This is a genomic window from Streptomyces galbus, from assembly GCF_005280195.1.
In the GTDB taxonomy this organism is placed as follows: Bacteria; Actinomycetota; Actinomycetes; order Streptomycetales; family Streptomycetaceae; genus Streptomyces; species Streptomyces galbus.
In genome coordinates, this window is record NZ_SZPR01000037.1 from 14,724 (window position 1) to 33,523 (window position 18,800).

Sequence of the window (18,800 nt, forward strand, 5' to 3'; positions counted from 1 at the left end):
CCCGCCGCTCACGTGGCGACCCGGACGGCGTCGCCGACGAGGTCCGAGGCCAGCTCGTCCCAGCTCGACCGCGTCCAGGACGCCCCCGCCCGGTGCAACTGCTCGATCCGGCCGGGTCGTTCCTCCTCCGGCACGAACTGCACCAGGCCCGCGGTGGTGATGCCCGCCGCCACCGCGGACGCGGCTCCGGTGGTGGAGTCCTCCAGGGCGAGCGCCTGCTGCGGACCGAGACCGAGCCGGGCCAGGGCGAACCGGTAGACGGCCGGGTCCGGCTTGCTCGTGGGCACCGGAAGGCTGTCCTCCGCGCTGAACCGCCGGTCCGGCGGGAGCAGGTCGTCCAGGCCGCTCGCGGTGAAGCACGCGGCGAGCCGCGTGAGGGCACTGGAGCTCACCACGGCGAGCCGGTAACGGCGGCCGAGCGCCGACACGGCCGCCACCACGTCCGGACGCGGCGTCAGGACCTTCCCCAGGTAGGCCGTCACCTCGGCCTTCTCGCGCGCCACCCACTCCTCGAGCTCCTCGGGCGCCAGCCGGGCGCCCTGGGCCTCGGCGAGGGTCCGGGCCGTGGTGCGGAAGTTGCTCCCGGTGGTGGTGAGCCGCAGGTGCTCGGGGGAGAAGTCCCCCTCCAGGCCGAAGCGGCGGGCGAAGTCCTGGGTGACGGTCGCGGAGGCGACGAACGCGGGCTCCTCCGACGGGAACAGCGTGCCGTCCGCGTCCAGCAGCAGCGTCGTCACACCGGTCAGATCGGGGATGTTCATGAGGCTCCTGCGGTCGAAGGGGTGGCGGACCGCCGGGATGGCTCCGGCGGCGAGGCCAGCGCGGCGCGCAGGCTCTCGCCGTTGCCGAAGGAGCCGGCCAGGGACGCGCGCAGCACCGCCACACTGTCGGTGTCGTCGGCGAGGTCGCCGAAGACGTCCGTGTAGGCCAGCAGCGGGCCGGGGTCGTCGCCGCCCCGCAGGGCCGCTTCCCGCAGCTCGTCGGCGCGGGCGTCCTGCACGTCGATCGCAGCGCCGTCCAGGTCCACCCCCCGCAGGTACCGCATCCAGGCGGCGACGGCGAACGCGAGCCGGGTGCGGGGCCGGTCCCCGGCGTGCGCGTCGTGCAGCGAGGGCAGCAGGTAGTCGGGCATCTTGGTCGAGCCGCGCCGGCACAGCCGCGCCAACCGGTCCCCGATGCTGGGGTTGTGCAGGCGCTCCAGCACGCTGTCGCAGTAGGCGTCGAGGTCCATGCCGGGGACGTCCGCGGGCAGCAGCGGGGCGATCTCCTCGCGCATCAGCCGTTCGACGAAGTCGGCCACCACCGGGTCCGCCATCGCCTCGTCGGTGCTGCGGTGGCCGGCCAGGTGTCCCACGTACCCGAGGGCCGAGTGGACGCCGTTGAGGAGGCGGCTCTTGATGAGCTTGTACGGGGCGACGTCGCCGACGAACAGGGCTCCCACCCGGTCCAGCGGGGGCCGGTCGTTGCAGAAGTCGTCCTCGATCACCCACTGGGTGAACGGCTCGGTGATCACCGGCCAGCGGTCGCCCACCTGGAAGTCGTCCTCGACCTCGTCGCGGTCCCCAGGCGTGGTCGCGGGGGTGATGCGGTCGACCATGCTGCCGGGGAAGGAGACCCGCTCCTCGATCCACCGGGCCAGTGCCGGGTCCCTGCGGCCGGCCAGCGACATGACGGCCTCGCGCGTCGCGGCGGCGCTGTCGGGCAGGTTGTCGCACGACAGCACCGTGAACGGGGCCCGCTGGTCACGGCGGCGCTGGTCGAGGGCGTCGACGATCAGGCCGAACACCGAGTCGCCGGACTCCCCGGCGTCGTCGGGGAGGACGTAGCCGTCCGCGGTGATCGTCAGGGTCACCAGGCGTGTGCGCGGATCGGCGAGGCGCCGTGCCACTTCCGCCCGGTCCTCGGTCAGCAGGAAGTACTCGACCATGCTCCCGATGACCTTGGCCGTGCTGTCGTCGCCCCCGCGCTGGACCACGGTGAAGAGGTTGTCCTGGGCGTCCAGGACCTCGCCCATCTCGGGCCGCCGCATCCCCACGCCGACCACGCCCCACCGGGTGAAGCCCAGTTCGGCCAACTGGTCGAAATAGACCGCCTGATGGGCCCGGTGGAAACCACCGACCCCGAAGTGCACGACGGCCGGCTCGATGCGTGCCCGGTCGTATCCGGGTGTTTCCAGCTGGCTGCCGGGACACGCGTCGAGGCTGCGGTTGTTGAGAGCGGGTACAGGCGGTGAATCCGACATGGTGATCCTTCGTGCGCTCGTGTCGAGGGGTCCGACTTCGTGCTGACCTCGCCGCTGGTTCGTCCGTCGCGGGAGTGACCCTCGTGCACCGACGTGCCACGAAAAGGTGTGGTCAGGGAGGGAACCGGAACTCCGTCCTGATGACGGTGGACTGTCGGGGTACCTCCGCCTGTACAGGTGAAACGGATACTTCGTCCGCATTTCTCCGTATGGGTGCCCGCTGTCCGTCACCCCGCCGTTTCGGCCCCGCCCCCCGTGCTACTCGGTCCCGACACGACCGGCAGCGGGACGTTCCCGCCGGTCACCGATGAGACACCCATGGTGGAGGACAGTGATGGATCACTCTCGTGTCCCTGTGCTGGAGGCACTGCAGGAGTTCCGGCGCCGCGGCGACGTGGTGTACGGGCCCCCCGGTCACAAGCAGGGACTGGGAGCCGATCCCCGGGTGCTCGACATCGTCGGTGAAGGCGTCTTCGCCTCCGACGTACTGTCCCTGAACGGCCTCGACGACCGCCGAGAGTCCCAGGGCGTGCTCACCCAGGCCGAGGAGCTGATGGCCGACGCCGTCGGTGCCGAACAGGCCTTCTTCTCCACCTGCGGCAGCTCCCTGTCCGTGAAGACCGCCATGCTGGCGGTGGCCGGGCCCGGGGAGAAGCTGCTCGTCTCGCGCAACGCCCACAAGTCCGTGATCGCCGGCATCATCGTCAACGGGGTGCACCCCGTCTGGGTGCACCCGAAGTTCGACGGCGAGCGGCACCTGGCCCACCCGCCCGAGCCCGACGACGTACGGCGCGCGCTGCGCGACCACCCGGACGTCAAGGGGATGCTGCTGATCACGCCGACGGACTGGGGCTCGTGCGCCGACATCCGCGGCATCGCGGCGGTCTGCCACGACCACGACATCCCGCTGATCGTCGACGAGGCCTGGGGGGCCCACCTGCCCTTCCACCCGGACCTGCCCGCCTGGGGCATGAACGCCGACGCGGACCTCGTCGTCACCAGCGTCCACAAGATGGGCGGCGCCATCGAGCAGAGTTCCGTCTTCCACCTGCAGGGCGACCGGGTCTCACCCGGGGTGCTCAAGCAGCGCGAGGACCTGCTGGGCACCACCAGCTCCTCCTCCCTGGTGTACGCCACGCTCGACGGCTGGCGGCGCCACATGGTCCAGCAGGGGCACGGTCTGCTGGACACGGCGCTCCAGCGCGCCGGACGCATCCGCAAGGCCGTCACCGCCCTGCCCGGCCTGCGGCTGATGGGCCAGGAAGTCGTCGAGGAGGGTCTCACGACGGAGCTGGACCTGCTGAAGATCACAGTCGACGTACGGGAGCTCGGCATCAGCGGCATGCAGGCCACCGAGTGGCTCCGCGCCCACTGCCACGTCGACGTCGGCTCCTCCGACACCTGCCGGATCAGCGCCCAGATCACCCACGCCGACGACGACCGGACCGAGAACCTCCTCGTCGAGTCCCTGCAGCGCCTCGTCGAGCAGGCCGACACCCTGGAGAAGCAGCCCGCGGTGCGCCTGCCCGAGCCCCGGGCGCTCCAGCTCGAACAGGCCGTGCTGCCCCGCGACGCCTTCTTCGCGAGCGCCGAGCACGTCCCGGCCGACCGGGCCGTGGGACGCGTCGCCGCCGAGACGATCAGCCCCTACCCGCCCGGCGTCCCCGTCGTCGCCCCGGGCGAGGTCATCACCCGGGAGGTCGTCGACTACCTGACCAGCGGCGTCGCCGCCGGCATGCTCATCCCCGACGCCTCCGACCCCACCGCCGAGACCCTGCGCGTGACCGCCCGCTAGGCCACCGTCCTGCCCTGCGGTCAGGGCATCGTGCTCCGGGAGAGGATCAGGCCGGTCACCGCGGCGATCCCGCCCTCGCCCAGGGCGGCGCGCTGCCGCTCCGCGCCGGTGCCGTGCCGGCGCAGCCGCCGGAGCAGGGCCGTCACCGTCCGGTCGTCGCCGGACGCCTCGAGCGCCGGCGCCACGTGGCGCAGCAGTGCGTCCACCACCTCCCCGGCCGGACGCTGCCCGCCGGCCGGAGCGACCAGTGTGCCGCCCAGTCCGTGCCGGGCCGCGTGCCACATGCTCGCCTGCAGCAGCTCCTGCGCGCACTCGGGCACCGGAACGCCGTGGGCGGCCTCCGCCAGCGCGGTCTCCACGAGGCCCCGTACCAGTCCCGCCAGCATCACCGCGTCGTCCACGCCCAGCTGTACGTCGCAGCAGCGGACCTCGACGGTGGGGTAGCGCTCCGACAGCCGGGCCTGCCAGTACACCTGGCCGGTGTCCGAGATCAGGCCGGCGTCGAGCAGGTGCCGCACGCGCCGTTCGTGGTCGGCGACGCCCGCGAACCGCGGGGGAGGGCCGCTGACCGGCCAGCGGCTGAAGACGACCGTGCGCCAGCTGGCGAACCCGGTGTCCTGCCCGTCCCACAGCGGGGAGTTCGCCGACAGGGCGGTCAGGGTCGGCAGCCAGACCCGGATGCGGTTCAGGACGTGCACGCCGCTTTCGCGGCCGGGCACCCCGACGTGCACGTGCATGCCGTTGACCAGGTGCTCCGCCACGAGCTGGGGTGCCTGGGCGAGCATGGCCCGGTAGCGGGCCTGGTCGGTGACGGCCACGGGGTCAGGGCGGCGCAGCGGGGGCGTCGCGCAGGGGGCGATGCGGCAACCGTGCGTCTCGGCGGCCGCGGCGAGGGCGTGCCGCAGGCGCAGCAGGTGTCCCCCGACCTCGTCCAGCGTGCCGCACACAGGCGTCGCCGCCTCGATCTGTGCCTGCAGCAGTTCGCACTGCACCTCCCGGTCGGCCACCAGATTCCCCAGGCCCGCGGTGGCGCGCACCTTGTCGCCCAGCGGTACCGGCAGGCCCGTGGCGGGGTCGAGCAGCAGGTACTCCTCTTCCACACCGATCGTCGTCATCGAGCGCCTTCGCTTCGCTGGGTGCCGGGCCGGGCCGTGACGCGCCCGGCCGGTGCACCTCGGGGCGGGCGCCGCCGGGGGAGGGGACGCCTCGCAGCGGCCGAGTGCCGCAACCCTTTCACGGCAAACCATGACGGGCCGGTACACAACGTGCCGTGCGGTCGGCGGGTTGCTTTACGTCCTCTGGGGATAGCAGCCGCCGCCGGGCGGGTACTGGTGGTCAGCCCGCGCGCTCCGACCTGAAATGAGGCTCCCGTGACCGACCGGATCGCCGACATCTGGGGTGCCCGTACCCCGCACGGGAGGGACACGCCCTGGCCGGTCCGCGTCGACAGCCACCTCGACCCCTCCGTGTCCGAGCAGGACGTGGACCGGTGGGTGCAGTCGGCGTGCGTGCTGTGCAGCAACGGCTGCGGCTGCGACATCGCGGTCAAGGACGGCCGCATGGTCGGCGTCCGCGGCCGCGCGGTGGACACCGTCAACCACGGCCGGCTGGGTCCCAAGGGTCTCTACGGCTCGTGGCAGTGGAGCCGCACCGACCGGCTGACCCGCCCGCTGGTCCGGGACGCGGGCGGGAACCTGGTGGAGACCGACTGGGACACGGCGATGGGCCGCATCGTCGAGCGTTCGCGCCAGTTGCTGGCCACCGACGCGGGGGCGCTCAGCCACGGCTTCTACACCTCGGGACAGCTCTTCCTGGAGGAGTACTACACCCTCGGCGTGATCGGGAAGGCCGGGCTGGGCACGCCGCACATGGACGGCAACACCCGGCTGTGCACGGCGACCGCGGCGGCGGCGATGAAGGAGAGCTTCGGCTCGGACGGCCAGCCCGGCAGCTACAGCGACATCGAGGCCACCGACGCGGTGTTCCTGTACGGGCACAACATGGCCGAGACGCAGACGGTCCTGTGGATGCGCATCCTGGACCGCGTCCACGGACCGAACCCGCCGAGGATCGTCGCGGTCGACCCGCGCACCACCCCGGTCGCCGAGGCGGCGCGGGCCACCGGCGGGGTGCACCTGGCGCCGCTCCCGGGCACCAACCAGGCCCTGATGAACGCGCTGGTCCGGGAGGTGATCCACAACGGCTGGCTGGACGAGGAATACGTCCGGGCACACACCCTCGGCCTCGACGAGCTCAGGACCACCGTCGAGCCGTACACCCCGGAGCACGCCGCCGGGATCTGCCGGGTCCCGGCCGACGACATCCGCCGCGCCGCGGAGATCTTCGGCACCAGCGAACGGGTGCTGTCCACCGTGCTGCAGGGCTTCTACCAGTCCCACCAGGCGACCGCCGCCTCGTGCGCGGTGAACAACCTGCACCTGCTGCGCGGGCTGCTCGGGCGCCCCGGCTGCGGCATCCTGCAGATGAACGGCCAGCCCACCGCCCAGAACAACCGCGAGTGCGGCGCCGACGGGGACCTCCCGGCCTTCCGCAACTGGGACAACCCCGAGCACGTGCGGGAACTGGCCGAGTTGTGGAACGTGGACCCGCTGACCATCCCGCACTGGTCCCCGCCGACCCACGCCCTGCAGATCTGGCGCTACTGCGAACAGGGCTCGATCGGACTGCTGTGGATCTCCGGCACCAACCCCGCGGTGTCGATGCCCGACCTGCCCCGCATCCGCCGGATCCTGCAGCAGGACTCCCTCTTCACCGTCGTGCAGGACGGCTTCCTCACCGAGACCGCCCGCTACGCCGACGTCGTCCTGCCGGCCGCCCTGTGGGGCGAGAAGCAGGGCACGTTCACCAACGTCAACCGCACCGTGCACCTGTCGGACCAGGCGATCGAACCGCCCGGCGAGGCCCGCAGCGACCTGGACATCTGGCTGGACTACGCCCGCCGCATGGACTTCCGCGACCGCGACGGCGCCCCGCTCATCAAGTGGTCCGACCCGCAAGGGGCGTTCGAGGCGTGGAAGGAGTGCACCCGCGGCCGCCTCGTGGACTACACGGGCCTGACCTACGACAAGCTGCGCGGCGGCACCGGCATCCCCTGGCCGGTGAACGAGGAGGCCCCCGAGGGCACCGACCGCCTGTACTCCGACGCGCGGTTCCCCACCCACCCGGACGTGTGCGAGACCTACGGCCACGACCTGCTCACCGGAGGGGTGCTGAGCGAGCAGGAGTACCGCGCCCTGCGCCCCGACGGGCGGGCGTTCCTCAAGGCGGCCGCCTACGTCCCGCCGCCGGAGGCCCCGGAGGAGGAGTACCCGTTCGTCCTCACCACCGGCCGCACGGCCTACCACTTCCACACCCGCACCAAGACCGGCCGCTCCCGCCCCCTGCGCCGCGCGGCCCCCGGTGTGTGGGTGGAGCTGTCGGCCGGCGACGCGGCACGGCTCGGCGTGGGGGAGGGCGACGTCGTACGGGTGGAGTCGCGGCGGGGGGCGATGCAGGGGCCGGCGCGGATCGGCCGCGGCCGGGACGGCGTGGTGTTCGTGCCGTTCCACTACGGCTACTGGGACCAGCCCGGCACCGACGGGGCCGAACCCGGCGACGCGCCCCGCGCGGCGAACGAACTGACGCTCACCGAGTGGGACCCGGTCTCCAAGCAGCCGATGTTCAAGACGGCGGCGGTGCGGGTCACCAGGATCGCCGACGCCACCGGTCCCTCGCCCGCGCCCACCACGACGGCGTCCGCGCCCGCCGACCCGGACGGCGTCCCGCCCACGGTCGGCGGCCCGGAGGCCGAGGTGCGCGAGGAGCCGTACGCCGCCGAGCCCCCGCAGCCCGCGCGGCAGCCGGAGACCTCCGGCGAGCAGCCCGGCTCCGGAGGGACCACGACGTCCGCCACCGGCCCGAAGGACTGACCCGCATGCACCTCGCCACCTACGTCGGACTGCAGCACACCGCGTCCCGCACGCTCGCCGACTCCTTCCGCCAGGTCGCCGACGGCCACGGCGGCGAACCGGACGTGCACCACCTCTGCCACACCCTCGCCCGGATGTGCGACGCCCACGTCGAGCGGCTCGCGCCTGTCGCCGAGCGGTACGGCGAACAGGACGCGGACGAGCCCGAGCGCCTGCACGCCGACGGCCTGTCCGACACCCGCTCCGGCGGGGTCGGCCTGCTGCGCGACCTCCAGGACCTCTACACCCTGGCGTCCTTCGTCGACATCACCTGGACCGTGCTCGGCCAGGCCGCCCAGGGCACGCGTGACCGCGAGCTGCTGGACGTCGTGGAGACCTGCAAGACCGACACCCGACGCCAGCTCAAGTGGCTCAACACCCGCATCAAACAGGCCGCCCCCCAGGCACTGATCGCTTCCGCGCACTGAAGCGGGGCACGCGCCCGGTCCCGGCCCGCTGCTGGGACTCCGGCACAGGGGTACCCGTGTCACCTGGCGCGCCCGCACGGCACGGCCACGCCCGCCGACCCCGAAGGAGGATCGCGATGCAGGACGCCGATCCCGCTGTCCACGACTACCTGCACGACCGCGTCGGCACCCTGCTCGACGGCCTGGCCGCCTGGGTCCGCGTCCCGTCGGTGTCCGCCGACCCCGCCCACGAACGGGACGTGACCCGATCGGCCCGCTGGCTCCAGGCCCACCTGCGGGAGACCGGCTTCCCCGAGGTGGAGGAGTGGGACTCCGACGGCCTGCAGACGGTGTTCGGCTGCTGGCCGGCCGAGGACCCGGACGCGCCCACCCTGCTCGTCTACAGTCACCACGACGTCCGGGCGGTCAAGGACCAGGAGTGGCAGGAAGTGGCGCCCTTCGCACCGGCGCTGCGGCAGGGCCGCATGTACGGGCGCGGCACCTCGGACGCCAAGGGGCAGGTGCTCGCCCACGTCTGGGCCCTGCGCGCCCACCTGGAGGCCACCGGGCGCGGCGCGCCCGCCGTCACCCTCAAGTACCTGATCGAGGGCGAGGAGGAGGTCGGCTCGCCCCACCTGGCCGACGTGGTGCGGGAACACGCCGACCGGCTGGCCGCCGACGTCGTGGTCGTCTCGGACACCATGCTGTGGTCGCTGGAGGAACCCGCCGTCTGCACCGGTGTGCGCGGCTCGCTCAACGCCCACCTGGAGGTCCGCGGACCGCGCCGGGACGTCCACAGCGGCGTCGTCGCCGGGGCCGCCCCCAACCCCTTGACCGAGTTGTGCCGCCTGGCCGGCCTGCTCCACGACGACCAGGGCCGGATCACCCTGCCCGGCTTCTACGACAGCGTCGCGGAACCGACCGCCGAGGAACGCCGCGGCATGGCCGCGGTCCCCTTCGACACCGACGACTGGCTGGACCGCACCCGCAGCCGCAGCGTGCAGGGGGAGGCCGGGTTCGGCGTCCTGGAGCGGGTGTGGACCCGGCCCGCCGCCGAGGTCGTCACGCTGCTCGGCGGCGACCCCGACGATCCGGCCCGCGGTGTCGTCCCCGCGGTCGCCTCCGCGGACCTCACCCTGCGCCTGGTGCCCGACCAGAAGGCCGACACGGTCATGGCGCAGCTGCGCACGTGGGTGGCGGAGCAGATCCGGGACGGCTTCGCGTACGAGCTGACCACGTCACCGACCAACCAGGACCCCTACGTCACACCCCCCGGCCACCCGGCGCTGGCGTCGCTGGAGGACGCCATGAGCCGCACCCTGCAGCGCCCGGCCTACCGCATCCGCAACGGCGGTGGCGCCCCGGCCGCGCTGCTCGCCGAGGTCCTGGGCGCCCCGGCGCTGTTCTTCGGCACCGGCCTGCCCGAGGACCACTGGCACGACTCCGACGAGAAGGCGGAGGTGCAGGCGCTGGTCCAGGGCGCCGAGACCCTCGCGTACCTGTTGGAGGACCTCCCGCGCCGGCTGCGCGCCTGAACGGGTACCGAGAGGGGGGCGCGCGTCACGCGTGAGGGCCGGCCGGACAGTGTCCGGCCGGCCCTGAGCGGGTGGTGACGGTCAGCGCTCCGGGTACGCCGCCCCCATGCCGGCCGGCGCCTTGCCGGACTCGGCGGCGCGGGTCGCGGCGCTGGCGGCCATCGCCAGCAGCGCGGCGAGCGCCCCGGTGATGACGTTGTTGACGACGGTCCGGGTGGTGCTCACGTCGCCCGCGACCACCCACGGGGCGACGATCGTCCACAGACCCAGGGCGCAGGCGCCCCACGCCATGCTGTGGGTGCGCTCGTAGGCCCGGCCGAACCCTCCGCTCATGAGCAGCGCGTAGGCCAGCCCCACGAGCAGGTTGGTGACGGCCAGCCGCGACAGACCGTTGAACCCGGCGATCCACGGGGAGGCCGCCAGGTAGATGCCGGTGAGGAAGGCCAGTGTCCCGAGGGCCTGTCCCTGCGGCGTGCTGGTCGCGCGCTCGGCCACCTCGTGGCGCTGACGCATGTCGATGATGTCCGGGTGGGTCTCCATGGAAGGCCGTGAAGCGGAAGTGGACATGGCTGTTGCTTCTTTCTCTCTGGCCCGCGGTGGCGGTGAGCTGCTCACCTCTCGCTGCGGCCCCGAGCTGTCGTGGTGTCCTCGCTGGGCCGGGTAACTCCTTATGCGGCTTTTACACCTCTGTGCGGGGACTGGCGGCGGAATTCTGCGGGAGCCCGCGGGGCGTCCGGCACCGGCGGGTCAGCCGCGGTCCGTGGACCCGCCGTCGTCCTCGCCGTCCGGTGTGCCGGCGGCCGCGCCGGCGGTGCCCTCCGGCACCTCGACGCCTTCGAGCGGGCGGCCCGCCGTCGTGCCGTGGTCGGGCTGGTACCCCTCCTTGCTGCTCGCCGTGCCCGGCACGGACCGGTCCCGGGCCTGGCTCTCCGCGCCCGAGTGGGCCCCCGGCTCCTCTGGGTCCCGGGCCCGGGCGTAGTCCGCCGCACGGTCCTCGCGGTGCTCTTCCTGGTCGGCCATGTCGGCCCCCTTCCGGTGCGGTCCGTGTCAGCCCGTGGTCCGGGGCTGGGCCGGATTCTCCGGCGTGCCGTGGGACGGCGGGTTCATCGCCGGGCCCGACGTGGCGGGGGAGACCGCCGGTGCGGCGTCGGGCGCGGGTGCCCGTTCCGGCGCGGGTGCGAGGGGGGAGCCACCCGACGGCTCGGCCCCTTCTCCGAGTCGCCCCAGGCGGTTGCGCAGGATCTCCAGCACGGGGAGCCGGTGGGCGTGCGCCTCCTCGTAGGCGAGGACGTCGCGTACACCCGCCTCGTCCAGCGTGCGGATGCGGTGCTCCAGACTGCCCACCGGAAGGTGGTCGTAGTCCGGCAATGGCAGTGCCTCGTGCGGGGGCACGCGCGGCTCAGCTTTCTCCTCGGACATGAAGACGCCCTTCCGTCGTACGCCGATGGCGCTCACGGCCGTCGCGAGGGGCACTCGCGTACGCCGTTGCCTCGAACGTCACACCGAGTCCCGCGCGGGGGGCCGCCCAAACGGGCCGGCGGCGACCGCCCGCGTCCCGCGGACGGGACGCGGCACCGAGGGCGCCGGCCGGGTCTGCGACCATCCCGGGTGGGGACCACCCGAACGACCAGGCCTCCGGAGCGCCTGTCCACTCCGGCATGCTTCCCGCGCCACGGGCACGGGGAGCCGGCCCCTAGGTGGCCGGGCACGACGCGGGCAGCCGGAGCCCCTCCTCGGAGGCCACATGAGCAGGGAAAACGCAACGTCGACAAGCCCTGCCGAGGTGGCTACGGTTCCTGTCGTCCGGCGGCGCCCCCACCTCGTGGAAGGGCTCCCGTCAGGCCGAGCCGAGCGCGCCTCGGCCCCCCTCGCCGCCCCGATCCAGGGAGACGCATGGCCCACCTCGCCCTGTACACCTTCGGTGTCCTCAAGGCACCCCTCACCGACCCCGCCCCGCTCGTGCGCGAGTTCCACGCCCGTGGGGCGGACGTCTACCCGCAGATCGCCCGGCACCCGGGCTACCTCGCCCACGCCGAACCGGCGGACCCCGGGCGGGACGGCACCACACTGTTCGACCTGGACTGGGGCGCGTGGGGGACGTTCGCCGTACCGGCCTGGTACGACCGCGGCCGCACCCCGCGGACCACCGCCCTGGCCGCGACCCTGTCGCTCTGGACCGACCTGCCCTCCGCCGTCGACGGGGTCTACTCCGGCCACCACCGCGCGGCGCTCACCAGGCGCCACGACTGGTTCGAGCGGACCGGGCACCCGACGCACGTGTGCTGGTGGGTCACCGACGGCACGACACCCACCTGGGAGGACGGGGTCCGGGGACTGGAGGACCTGCACGCCCACGGCAGCGCGCCGCACGCGTTCACCTTCCGGCGGCCCTTCACCCCCGAGGGGGCGCCGAGCAGCGCGGCGACATGAGGAACGGGCGTCTGCCGCAGCAGACGCCCGTTCCTTCGCGCCGGGTGAGACGGCGCAGCCGTCAGTCGTTGGTGAGCAGGCCGGCCCGCAGGCGGGCCAGGGTGCGCGACAGCAGGCGGGAGACGTGCATCTGCGAGACGCCGAGGCGCTCGCCGATCTGGGCCTGGGTCAGCTCCTCCACGAACCGCATGTGGATGATCTGGCGGTCGCGCTCGTCGAGGTCGGCGATCAGCGGGGCCAGGGAGTGGAAGTCCTCCACGAGCTGCAGCGCGGCGTCCTCGGTGCCGATGAAGTCCTGGAGGGCGGCCTCGCCGTCCTCGCTGTTGTTGATCGTGGCGTCCAGGGACGAGGAGTTGTAGCCGTTGGCGGCCAGGCGCGCCTCGCGCACCTCGTCCTCGGGCAGGCTCATCAGCTCCGACAGTTCCTTGACCGTCGGGGTGCGGCCCAGGCGGCTGCGGAGTTCCTCGGTGGCGCGGGCCAGCTGGACGCGGGCCTCCTGCAGGCGCCGGGGGACGTGGACCGCCCAGGTGGTGTCGCGGAAGAACCGCTTGATCTCCCCGACGATGTAGGGGATCGCGAAGGAGGTGAACTCCACCTCGCGGGTCAGCTCGAACCGGTCGATCGCCTTGATCAGGCCGATCATGCCGACCTGGACGATGTCCTCCATCTCCTCCGGGCCACGGCTGCGGAAGCGGCCGGCCGCGTAGCGGACGAGGGACATGTTCATCTCGATGAGCGTGTTGCGGGCGTAGGCGTACTCGGGCGTGCCCTCCTCCAGCACCGCGAGCTGGTCGAAGAACAGGCGCGACAGTTCGCGGGCGTCCTTCGGCGCGAGGCGGGACGGGTCCGTGACCTCCGGCAGTGCGGATATCTCCGTGTCCGTCTTGGCTGCCGTCAGTGCCACCATGATGCGTCCCTCCCTTTGAGCGATGCCGACGCTTACGAGCCGACGAAGCGCGCTTACCCCGTCCCACGCATCCCATTCCCCCGAAGTCGAGATCCGATTCCGGCTAGGTGTCCCAGCCCGTCGTCAGGGCGCTGCGCGCCAGTCCCCGCAGCCACCGGTGCGCCTGGTCGGTGTCGTAGCGCTGGTGCCACGACAGGTACACCGGGGCCAGGGGCAGGTCGAGCGGGAGGGGCAGCACGGCGAGCCGCAGGTCCGCCGCCGCGGGGCGCGCCGCGGCCTCGGGGACGCTGACCAGGAGGTCCGAGCCGCGTACGAAGTCCAGCGCGGCCGCCTGCGTCGGCACGGTCGCCACCACGCGGCGGGTCAGGCCGAGGCGGGCCAGGGCGTCGTCGAGGGCGTTGCCGACGTTGCCCCGCCGTGAGACGGTGACGTGTTCGGCGGCGGCGTACTGCTCCGCGGTGACGGCCGCGCCGCGGGTGAGGGGATGCCCCTGCCGTACGACGACGACGAGGCGGGACGCGCCGACCTTCTCGGCGCGCACGTCCCGTGCTCCCGGATGGTTGGCGTTCGCCTCCAGGTCCACCTCGCCGCGCCGCAACTCCGGCGTGTCGGTGCTCGCTTCCCCCACGAAACGCAGACGCACCCCCGGTGCCCGGTCGCGTACGGCCGCGAGCAGTGCGGGCCCGCTCAGGGCGACCAGCGAGTCGTGCCAGCGGAGCGTGAAGGTGCGCTCCAGCGTCGCCAGGTCGAGTTCACGACTCGGCGCCAGCACCCCCTGCACCTGCTGCAGCAGCTCGTGCACCTGCTCCCGGACGGCGATCGCGTACGGCGTCGGCGTCATCGTGCGGCCGGTGCGCACCAGGATCTGGTCCCCGGTGGTGCGGCGGATGCGCCCCAGACTGCGGCTCATGGCCGGCGCGGTGACGTGCAGCCGTGCGGCCGCTCCCGCCACGCTGCCCTCCTCCAGGAGTGCGTCGAGCGCGGCCAGCAGGTTCAGGTCCAGTTGCACGACAGTCATCCTAGGCGTGCCTGACATGCATTTGAAGTCAATCACCGGGCTCGGTAGCGTCGATCACGAGGCGCCGGACAGGCGCACGGACCGGCCGGAACGGCCACAACACCCCCTGGACGAGCGGGAGTTCACCATGCCCGGAACACTGCACACCCCTGACGTCGCCGCCGAGGACACCGCCCTGCTCGACGCCACGGTGGCCGCCGTGCGCGAGGCCGGCGCGGCGCTGCGCGGGCGCTTCGCCGACGTCGTCCGCTACGGGACCCGCGACGAGCTGATGCACGCCCTCGCCGCCAACGACGACACGGCCCTCGACCTCCTGCGCCCCCGCCTCACGCAGGCGCGCCCGGACGCCGGCTGGGTGGAGGAGGAACTCGACGGCGGGGCGCTGCCGGCCGGCGAGTGGTGGGTCGTGGACCCGGCCGAGGGCAACGTCAACCACCTGCACGCCCTGCCGGAGTGGGCGGTGACCGCCACGCTCGTACGGGACAACCAGCCGGTCCTCACCGCAGTGCACCTGCCGCTCACCGGCGAGACCTACACCGCGCTCCGCGGCGCCGGCACCCACCTCGACGGCCGGCCGCTGCACGTCTCCCCGACCGAGGACCTGGCCCTGGGCATCGTGGCCACCAGTCAGGCGCGGCCGGACGAGGACGACGAGGTCGTGCGGCGCGTGGGTTCCTCGATCACCGCGATGCTCTCCGACGCGCTCGTGGTCCGCACCGCCGTGCCCGCGACCCTGCACCTGGTGAACGTGGCCGCCGGACGGATCGACGCCTTCTGGCAGTTCGCCGGCGCCCGCGCCGATCTGCTGCCCGGGGCGCTGCTCGTCACGGAGGCCGGCGGACGGGTCTCCGACGCCGAGGGCCGCCCCTGGACCCCGCTGAGCGAGGGCTTCCTGGCCGCCGCGCCCGGCGTCCACGCCCAGGCCGTCGCCACCCTCTCGCGCTGACCCGCACTGCCCCCTCCCACCCTTGAAGGGACCGGATCACCATGACCACGATCGCAGTACTCGGGAACGGCCGCGTCGGCGGCAGCCTTGCCGCGGCCCTCACCCGGGCGGGCCACGAGGTGCGGGTGGCCGACCGCACGCCGGGCGCCGCCGCGGAGGCCGCCCGCGCCGCGCGGATCGTCATCAACGCCACGCCGGGCGCCGGCTCGCTGGACCGGCTCGCCGCCCTGCGCGAGGACCTGCTCGGCAAGATCCTCGTCGACGTCTCCAACGCCACCGTCGACGGACCGGACGGCCTGCCCGCCGACCTGGTCTACCCGGGTTCGAGCCTCGCCGAGCACCTCCAGGAGGCGCTGCCCGACACGGCCGTCGTGAAGACCCTCAACACCATGCTCTTCCCGGTGATGACCGCACCGGCCACCCTCACGCGCGCACCCGACGCCTTCCTGTCCGGCGACGACCCGCAGGCCAAGCAGGCCGTCCGGGACCTGCTGGTCGGCCTGGGGTGGCGGCCCGAGTGGATCACCGACCTGGGTGGCATCCGGACCGCGCGCGCCACGGAGGCCGCGGTCCTCTTCGTGCCCCACGTGATACGGGCCGACGGGTTCGCGCCGTTCGCGATCTCGATCGCCCGCTGAGACGGCGGTGGCCGGGTCGTACCGGCGGCGGTGACGGACGGCGTCCGGAGTGTTGACATGCTCACTACCCCTCCCCAATCATCCGTGGAGCCCGGCAGTGCGAACGACGTTCGGCATCCCGAACGCACTTTTCGACCAGCCCTAGGAGCCCCGGTGCACCGACGATCAGCCAGACGACTCCTCCACCTCCTGGCGGCCACCGCATTGACGGTCGCCGCGTCGCTCACGGCCGCCGCCCACTCCACCGCTTCCGCCGCCCCCGGCAGCCCGGCCCTCACCCCGCCACTGGGCTGGAACAGCTGGAACAGCTTCGGGTGCGGGGTCACCGAGGCGCAGGTGCGCGCGGCCGCCGACGCTATGGTGTCCTCCGGGATGCGCGACGCCGGCTACCGGTACGTGGTGGTCGACGACTGCTGGTTCGACCCGCAGCGCGACGCGTCCGGCACCCTGCGCGCCAACGCCACCAAGTTCCCGAGCGGCATGAAGGCGCTCGGCGACTACATCCACGGCAAGGGCCTGAAGTTCGGCATCTACCAGGTGCCCGGTGACCGCACCTGCGCGCAGACCAGCGGCGCCTATCCCGGCTCCACGGGCAGCAGGGGCCACGAGACCCAGGACGCCGCCACCTTCGCCTCCTGGGGCGTCGACTACCTGAAGTACGACTGGTGCTCCTCCAGCGGCACCCGGGACGAGCAGGTCGCACGGTTCACGCTGATGCGTGACGCCCTGCGCGCCACCGGCCGGCCCATCGTCTACAGCATCAACCCCAACAGCTTCCACGCCATCACCGGCGCCGACTACAACTGGGGCGAGGTCGCCGACCTGTGGCGGACGACCGAGGACCTGCTCGACATCTGGCAGAACGGCAACACCAACAGTTATCCGATGGGCGTCGGCAACGTCCTGGACGTCACCGCGCCGCTGGCCGCCCAGTCGGGCCCCGGCCACTGGAACGACCCCGACATGCTGGTCGTCGGCCGTCCCGGCCTGACCCTCACCGAGTCCCGCTCCCACTTCGCCCTGTGGGCGCTGCTGGGCGCCCCGCTCATGGCCGGCAACGACATCCGCACGATGTCCGCCGACGTCAGCGCGATCCTGCGCAACCCCCGCCTGCTGGCCGTGGACCAGGACTCCCTCGGGGCGGGCGGGCGCAGGGTGCGCGACGACGGCAGCACCGAGGTGTTCGCCAAGCCGCTGTCCGACGGCTCGGTCGCGGTGGGCCTGTTCAACCGGGGGGAGAGCGCCGCCACGGTCACCGCCACCGCCGCCCAGGTCGGCCTGACCGGCGGGCCCTTCACCCTCACCGACCTGTGGACCGGCGCCACGTCCAGCACGTCCGGGCAGGTCTCCGCCGGCGTCCCCGCGCACGGCGTGGCCGCGTTCCGGATGAGCGGGGGCAGCCCGCTGGCCGCCACCACGTCACGCCTGCGCGGCACCGCGTCCGGCCGCTGCGCGGACGTCGACAAGGCCTCCACCGCCGCCGGGGCCACCGTCCTGGTCTGGGACTGCCACACGGCCGCCAACCAGCTCTGGACCACCTGGGCCGGCGGCGAGATCCGCGTCTTCGGCGACAAGTGCCTGGACGCCTACAACCAGGGCACCGCCAACGGCACCCGGGTGATCACCTGGCCCTGCAACGGCCAGGCCAACCAGAAGTGGACCGTCGGCTCCGACGGGTCGGTCCGCAACGTCCACGCCGGCCTGTGCCTCGACGTCGACGGCGCCGGCACCGCGAACGGCACCCCGCTGGTCCTGTGGTCCTGCACCGGTCAGGCGAGTCAGAAGTGGACCCGGGCCTGAGGTCCGGGTGAGAGGAACGGGCGTCGGGGCACTCGGACGTCATGGCAAAGCTGCACATACCCGGTCGAAAAGACCATCCGACGGACGACGGGCCCCACCCGGACGACGTGGGCCCGGGCCCCGACGTGGAGCGGCGCGCGCCGGACGCTCCCACGAAACTGCCGAAGGGCGCGTGGCGCGCGGTGCTCAAGGGCAGCCTGCGTGAGTTCAAGGACGACGAGCTGACCGACCGCGCGGCGGCCCTGACGTACTACGGCATCCTGGCCGTGTTCCCCGCACTGCTGGCCCTGGTGTCCTTGCTGGGCCTGACCGGCAGGTCGACCACGGACAAGCTGCTGAACAACATCAAACAGCTCGCACCCGGCTCCGCCCGCGACATCCTCACCAACGCGGTGCAGCAGCTCCAGGGCAGCGCCGGTGTCGGCTCGCTCATGGCGGTCGTCGGCCTGGTTCTCGCGATCTGGTCGGCGTCCGGCTACGTGGCGGCGTTCATGCGCGCGGCGAACGCCGTCTACGACATGCCCGAGGGCCGCCCGGTGTGGAAGATCCTCCCCGTGCGGCTCGGCGTGACGATCACGCTCCTGATCCTGGCCGTGGTCAGCGCGGTGATCGTGGTCTTCACCGGCGGCCTGGCCCACCGGGCCGGCACCGCCCTCGGCCTCGGCGACACGGCCGTGACCGTGTGGTCGATCGCCAAGTGGCCGGTGCTGGTCGTCCTGGTCACCATCATGATCGCGATCCTGTACTGGGCGAGCCCGAACGCCAAGGTGAAGGGCTTCAAGTGGATCACCCCGGGCAGCTTCCTGGCCCTGGTGATCTGGCTGATCGCCTCCGCCGGGTTCGCGTTCTACGTCGCCAACTTCGCCTCGTACAACAAGACCTACGGCACGATGGCCGGCGTCATCGTCTTCCTGGTGTGGCTGTGGATCAGCAACCTCGCCATCCTGCTGGGCCTGGAGTTCGACGCGGAGGCCGCCCGGCAACGGGCCATCGCCGGGGGACACCCGCCGGAGGCCGAGCCGTACACCCAGCCGCGCGACACCCGGAAGTGGGACGAGGAGGACCGCCGCCGCATGGAGGAGGGCTGACCGCGCGTCCGACGGCCGTCAGCCCGCGG

The 18,800-nt window shown here is 73.0% G+C and carries 17 protein-coding genes; 9 read left to right on the forward strand and 8 right to left on the reverse strand.

Going from position 1 to position 18,800, the window contains the following annotated elements:
- Positions 1-8: 8 nt before the first annotated feature.
- Entirely contained in the window at positions 9-758 is a 750-nt protein-coding gene (locus E4U92_RS33875) for an HAD family hydrolase (RefSeq protein ID WP_137304285.1), read from the reverse strand.
- Positions 755-2,239 carry a mannitol dehydrogenase family protein gene (locus E4U92_RS33880; RefSeq protein ID WP_137304286.1) on the reverse strand — a complete coding sequence of 495 codons (1,485 nt, stop codon included), beginning with the start codon at positions 2,237-2,239 and terminating at the stop codon, positions 755-757. Before E4U92_RS33880 ends, E4U92_RS33875 begins: the two co-directional genes overlap by 4 nt.
- A gap of 334 nt (positions 2,240-2,573) precedes the next feature.
- On the opposite strand from E4U92_RS33880, the gene E4U92_RS33885 reads away from it, so the two are divergent.
- Positions 2,574-4,034 (forward strand): aminotransferase class I/II-fold pyridoxal phosphate-dependent enzyme, encoded by a 1,461-nt coding sequence (locus E4U92_RS33885; protein ID WP_137304287.1) that lies wholly within the window; start codon positions 2,574-2,576, stop codon positions 4,032-4,034.
- A 20-nt stretch (positions 4,035-4,054) separates the two neighbouring features.
- Here the strand turns inward: E4U92_RS33885 and E4U92_RS33890 are convergent, their stop codons facing one another.
- Complete coding sequence (locus E4U92_RS33890; RefSeq protein WP_137304288.1) at positions 4,055-5,149, reverse strand: carboxylate-amine ligase; 1,095 nt, start codon at positions 5,147-5,149, stop codon at positions 4,055-4,057.
- 255 nt (positions 5,150-5,404) lie between these two features.
- Here E4U92_RS33890 and E4U92_RS33895 point away from each other — a divergent pair, with 255 nt between their 5' ends.
- The 3 genes from E4U92_RS33895 (at position 5,405) to E4U92_RS33905 (ending at position 9,944) form a co-directional block, all read left to right on the forward strand.
- Positions 5,405-7,963: a molybdopterin-dependent oxidoreductase gene (locus tag E4U92_RS33895; protein WP_137304289.1), complete on the forward strand. Its 2,559-nt coding sequence runs from the start codon at positions 5,405-5,407 to the stop codon at positions 7,961-7,963.
- 5 nt (positions 7,964-7,968) lie between these two features.
- Complete coding sequence (locus tag E4U92_RS33900) at positions 7,969-8,430, forward strand: hypothetical protein (protein WP_137304290.1); 462 nt, start codon at positions 7,969-7,971, stop codon at positions 8,428-8,430.
- A gap of 116 nt (positions 8,431-8,546) precedes the next feature.
- Complete coding sequence (locus tag E4U92_RS33905) at positions 8,547-9,944, forward strand: M20/M25/M40 family metallo-hydrolase (RefSeq protein WP_137304291.1); 1,398 nt, start codon at positions 8,547-8,549, stop codon at positions 9,942-9,944.
- A gap of 81 nt (positions 9,945-10,025) precedes the next feature.
- Here the strand turns inward: E4U92_RS33905 and E4U92_RS33910 are convergent, their stop codons facing one another.
- From E4U92_RS33910 to E4U92_RS33920, 3 genes are all read right to left on the reverse strand, one after another.
- Entirely contained in the window at positions 10,026-10,484 is a 459-nt protein-coding gene (locus E4U92_RS33910; RefSeq protein WP_137304318.1) for an SPW repeat protein, read from the reverse strand.
- A 207-nt stretch (positions 10,485-10,691) separates the two neighbouring features.
- Complete coding sequence (locus E4U92_RS33915; protein ID WP_137304292.1) at positions 10,692-10,964, reverse strand: hypothetical protein; 273 nt, start codon at positions 10,962-10,964, stop codon at positions 10,692-10,694.
- 27 nt (positions 10,965-10,991) lie between these two features.
- Positions 10,992-11,363: a DUF8129 domain-containing protein gene (locus E4U92_RS33920; RefSeq protein WP_137304293.1), complete on the reverse strand. Its 372-nt coding sequence runs from the start codon at positions 11,361-11,363 to the stop codon at positions 10,992-10,994.
- A gap of 474 nt (positions 11,364-11,837) precedes the next feature.
- On the opposite strand from E4U92_RS33920, the gene E4U92_RS33925 reads away from it, so the two are divergent.
- Complete coding sequence (locus tag E4U92_RS33925; protein WP_137304294.1) at positions 11,838-12,374, forward strand: DUF3291 domain-containing protein; 537 nt, start codon at positions 11,838-11,840, stop codon at positions 12,372-12,374.
- Between the two features lie 61 nt (positions 12,375-12,435).
- On the opposite strand, the gene E4U92_RS33930 is transcribed toward E4U92_RS33925, so the two are convergent.
- Complete coding sequence (locus E4U92_RS33930) at positions 12,436-13,281, reverse strand: RNA polymerase sigma factor SigF (RefSeq protein ID WP_137304295.1); 846 nt, start codon at positions 13,279-13,281, stop codon at positions 12,436-12,438.
- 103 nt (positions 13,282-13,384) lie between these two features.
- Positions 13,385-14,290 (reverse strand): LysR family transcriptional regulator, encoded by a 906-nt coding sequence (locus E4U92_RS33935; RefSeq protein WP_137304296.1) that lies wholly within the window; start codon positions 14,288-14,290, stop codon positions 13,385-13,387.
- Positions 14,291-14,426: 136 nt separating this feature from the next.
- Here E4U92_RS33935 and E4U92_RS33940 point away from each other — a divergent pair, with 136 nt between their 5' ends.
- From E4U92_RS33940 to E4U92_RS33955, 4 genes are all read left to right on the forward strand, one after another.
- The gene (locus E4U92_RS33940; RefSeq protein WP_137304297.1) at positions 14,427-15,245 is read left to right on the forward strand and encodes an inositol monophosphatase family protein; all 819 of its coding nucleotides are present in this window, start codon (positions 14,427-14,429) and stop codon (positions 15,243-15,245) included.
- A gap of 41 nt (positions 15,246-15,286) precedes the next feature.
- Positions 15,287-15,883 (forward strand): NADPH-dependent F420 reductase, encoded by a 597-nt coding sequence (locus E4U92_RS33945; RefSeq protein ID WP_137304298.1) that lies wholly within the window; start codon positions 15,287-15,289, stop codon positions 15,881-15,883.
- Positions 15,884-16,036: 153 nt separating this feature from the next.
- Entirely contained in the window at positions 16,037-17,683 is a 1,647-nt protein-coding gene (locus E4U92_RS33950) for a glycoside hydrolase family 27 protein (RefSeq protein WP_137304299.1), read from the forward strand.
- 41 nt (positions 17,684-17,724) lie between these two features.
- Positions 17,725-18,771, forward strand: coding sequence for a YihY/virulence factor BrkB family protein (locus E4U92_RS33955; protein ID WP_137304300.1), 1,047 nt, complete (start codon positions 17,725-17,727; stop codon positions 18,769-18,771).
- Positions 18,772-18,800: the final 29 nt, after the last annotated feature.

Coding starts and splice junctions, on each gene's coding strand:
- E4U92_RS33875 (WP_137304285.1), bottom strand. CDS start 758: ATGAACATCCCCGATCTGACCGGTGTGACGACGCTGCTGCTGGACGCG.
- E4U92_RS33880 (WP_137304286.1), bottom strand. CDS start 2,239: ATGTCGGATTCACCGCCTGTACCCGCTCTCAACAACCGCAGCCTCGAC.
- E4U92_RS33885 (WP_137304287.1), top strand. CDS start 2,574: ATGGATCACTCTCGTGTCCCTGTGCTGGAGGCACTGCAGGAGTTCCGG.
- E4U92_RS33890 (WP_137304288.1), bottom strand. CDS start 5,149: ATGACGACGATCGGTGTGGAAGAGGAGTACCTGCTGCTCGACCCCGCC.
- E4U92_RS33900 (WP_137304290.1), top strand. CDS start 7,969: ATGCACCTCGCCACCTACGTCGGACTGCAGCACACCGCGTCCCGCACG.
- E4U92_RS33905 (WP_137304291.1), top strand. CDS start 8,547: ATGCAGGACGCCGATCCCGCTGTCCACGACTACCTGCACGACCGCGTC.
- E4U92_RS33910 (WP_137304318.1), bottom strand. CDS start 10,484: ATGGAGACCCACCCGGACATCATCGACATGCGTCAGCGCCACGAGGTG.
- E4U92_RS33915 (WP_137304292.1), bottom strand. CDS start 10,964: ATGGCCGACCAGGAAGAGCACCGCGAGGACCGTGCGGCGGACTACGCC.
- E4U92_RS33920 (WP_137304293.1), bottom strand. CDS start 11,363: ATGTCCGAGGAGAAAGCTGAGCCGCGCGTGCCCCCGCACGAGGCACTG.
- E4U92_RS33925 (WP_137304294.1), top strand. CDS start 11,838: ATGGCCCACCTCGCCCTGTACACCTTCGGTGTCCTCAAGGCACCCCTC.
- E4U92_RS33930 (WP_137304295.1), bottom strand. CDS start 13,281: ATGGTGGCACTGACGGCAGCCAAGACGGACACGGAGATATCCGCACTG.
- E4U92_RS33940 (WP_137304297.1), top strand. CDS start 14,427: ATGCCCGGAACACTGCACACCCCTGACGTCGCCGCCGAGGACACCGCC.
- E4U92_RS33945 (WP_137304298.1), top strand. CDS start 15,287: ATGACCACGATCGCAGTACTCGGGAACGGCCGCGTCGGCGGCAGCCTT.
- E4U92_RS33955 (WP_137304300.1), top strand. CDS start 17,725: ATGGCAAAGCTGCACATACCCGGTCGAAAAGACCATCCGACGGACGAC.